The sequence below is a fragment of the Amycolatopsis sp. SID8362 genome (assembly GCF_010550475.1).
GTDB classification, from domain to species: domain Bacteria; phylum Actinomycetota; class Actinomycetes; order Mycobacteriales; family Pseudonocardiaceae; genus Amycolatopsis; species Amycolatopsis eburnea.
Genome location: NZ_JAAGNB010001178.1, coordinates 1 through 2342, shown reverse-complemented (window position 1 = coordinate 2342; position 2342 = coordinate 1). Strand labels below are relative to the sequence as shown.

Annotated in this window: 3 protein-coding genes; 1 reads left to right on the top strand and 2 read right to left on the bottom strand. The window is 71.2% G+C overall.

The annotated features are described in order from the left end of the window. Nucleotides 1–467 (bottom strand): FAD-binding oxidoreductase (locus G3I65_RS36860; protein ID WP_160700192.1); only part of this gene is annotated, 467 nt, incomplete at its 3' end. Between the two features lie 82 nt (nucleotides 468–549). On the opposite strand from G3I65_RS36860, the gene G3I65_RS36855 reads away from it, so the two are divergent. Beyond that, a complete protein-coding gene (locus tag G3I65_RS36855) occupies nucleotides 550–1818 on the top strand; it encodes an acetyl-CoA carboxylase biotin carboxylase subunit family protein (RefSeq protein ID WP_160700191.1) in 1269 nt (422 codons plus the stop codon). A 58-nt stretch (nucleotides 1819–1876) separates the two neighbouring features. Here G3I65_RS36855 and G3I65_RS56625 read toward each other — a convergent pair whose 3' ends face one another. Then, entirely contained in the window at nucleotides 1877–2032 is a 156-nt protein-coding gene (locus G3I65_RS56625; protein ID WP_166641043.1) for a hypothetical protein, read from the bottom strand. Nucleotides 2033–2342 lie beyond the last annotated feature (310 nt).

Genomic DNA, 2342 nt, shown 5'->3' with positions numbered 1-2342 from the left:
GTGTACGACGCCGGCAGGCCCGCCGCGGCGGCCGCGCCGGCCTCCCGCTTCAACGACTCCACGGTCTTCTCGCGCGTGGTGTAGACGTAGCTGTCGGCGCGGGTGAACCCGCACTCGATCCCCAGTTCGGCCGCCGTGGCGGCGATCCACTCGGTGGCCGCCGCCTGGGTCGCGGCGTAGGCCTTCGCGGCTCCCGCGCCGTGCCGGGACGTCAGGTCCGCGTACTTCGCGCCGTGCTGCGCGCTGACCTTCGCCGTGGTGTGCCCGGAGACCCCGGCGGCGACCCGGGCGGCTTCCAGCACGACGACCGACCGGCCGCCCCTGGCGAGCAGCAGCGCCGTCGTGAGCCCGGCGATGCCCGCGCCGAGCACCGCCACGTCGGCGGACTCCGGCACCGGGACGCCGGTGCGGTCGGGCGCGGGCGCGGTTTCCACCCACAGGGAAAGCGGTTCGGGCAGCACGGTCATGCGAACGGGTGCCCGTTCCCGCGACCGCCAAACCGGCCATCCGGCCCCGTTTCGGCGAATCCGCTGGGGGTAGCTCTTCGGCATGGGTATCAACATCTTCGTGATCGGCCTGGACGAGGAGAACCAGCGGGTGCTGGAGCGCCTGCCGTGGGCCGGGAACTACGACTTCCACGGCCTGCTGACCCCCGAAGACCTGCAGCACGGGGACATCGACTTCGAAGCGCTGCTGAAGTCGGCGCAGCACGAGCTGGACGCCTTCGACGGCGACGTCGGCGCCATCGTCAGCTACTGGGACTTCCCGGCCGCGTCGCTCGTGCCGATGCTGTGCGCCCGGTACGGTCTGCCCAGCGTGTCGCTGGAGGCGGTGCTCAAGTGCGAGCACAAGTACTGGAGCCGCCTGGAGCAGCGGGAGGTGATCGACGAGCTGCCGCACTTCGGCATCGTCGACCTCGACGACGAGCGGCCGTCGCCGCCGGACGGCGTCGGCTTCCCGATGTGGCTCAAGCCGGTCAAGTCGTTCTCTTCGGAACTCGCCTTCAAGGCCGGGAACGAAGCCGAATTCGCCGACGCGGTCGCCGAGATCCGGGACGGCGTCGGCCGGGTGGGTGAGCCGTTCGGCTACGTGCTGGACCAGGTTCAGCTGCCCCCGGAGATCGCCGAGGTGGGTGGGGCGGCGTGCCTGGCGGAGGAGGCGCTGCACGGCGTCCAAGCGGCCGTCGAGGGGTACGTGTACCGCGGCGAGGTCACCGTCTACGGGGCGCTCGACTCGATCAACTACCCGGACAGCTCCTCGTTCCTGCGCCACCAGTACCCGTCGCAGCTGGGCGAGGAGCCGGTGCAGCGGATGCGGGACGTCGCCGAGCGCGTGATGAGACGGATCGGCTTCGACAACGGCACCTTCAGCATCGAGTTCTTCTGCGACCCGGAGTCGGGGCAGGTGTGCCTGCTGGAGATCAACCCGCGGCACTCCCAGTCGCACGCCGAGCTGTTCGAGTTCGTCGACGGGGTCGCCAACCACGAGATCATGGTGCGCCTCGGCCTCGGCCAGGACCCCGCGCGCCGGCCCAGCAAGGGCAAGTACCAGATCGCCGGGAAGTGGTACCTGCGCCGGTTTTCCGACGGCGTCGTGACGCGCGTGCCGACCCCCGAGGAGATCGCGGCGGTGCAGGAGCGCGTCGACGGCACGCAGATCGAGGTCGTGCCCGAGGTGGGGCAACGGCTTTCGGACCTGCCGGAGCAGGACAGCTACAGCTTCGAGCTGGCGCAGCTGTTCGTCGCGGCGCACACCGAGCACGAGATGGTGGAGAAGTACGAGGCTTGCGTGGCCGCGTTGCCGTTCGAGTTCGAGTGAGCTGAAGGGGACTTTCCTGGCATGTGCTGCGAGGAAAGTCCCCTTCAGTGCACCGGGGTCAGCCCGACTGGGGGTCGGTGTCGTCGTGCTGGTCGCCGCCGGACGTGCCCTGCTCGCCGCGCAGCGTCTCGCGCTGGGCTTCGGGGGTGTCGCCGTGCGGGTCGTCGTTTTCGGCGGGCTCGACGGGGTGCTGAGTGCGGTCCTGGGACGTCATCGTGGGCCTCCTCCTTCACGATCCTTTCCGGACCGGATACCCCCGCGTGTCCGCCCCAACCGCCTGCGGGGGATCGGTTTGCGGCGATCTTCGCCGGGTAGCCGGAGGCGACGCGGTTGTCCGCCGGCGATCGCGCCGGGCCCGCGGCGAGCTGAAGGAGACCGCGATGACCACGTCGGCGGAACCCGTCCGCCCGGGCCCCTTGGCCGCCCGGTCCGTCCTCCCCGCGCCGCGGCTGCTGCGCCTGCCCGGGGTCTACCGCCCGCAGGAGGACACCGCCCTGCTCGCCGCCGCGATCGCCGACCTGGCC

Bases quoted from the DNA above. Each gene is read 5' to 3' on its own strand.
- G3I65_RS36855 (WP_160700191.1), top strand. From the start codon at position 550: ATGGGTATCAACATCTTCGTGATCGGCCTGGACGAGGAGAACCAGCGG.
- G3I65_RS56625 (WP_166641043.1), bottom strand. From the start codon at position 2,032: ATGACGTCCCAGGACCGCACTCAGCACCCCGTCGAGCCCGCCGAAAAC.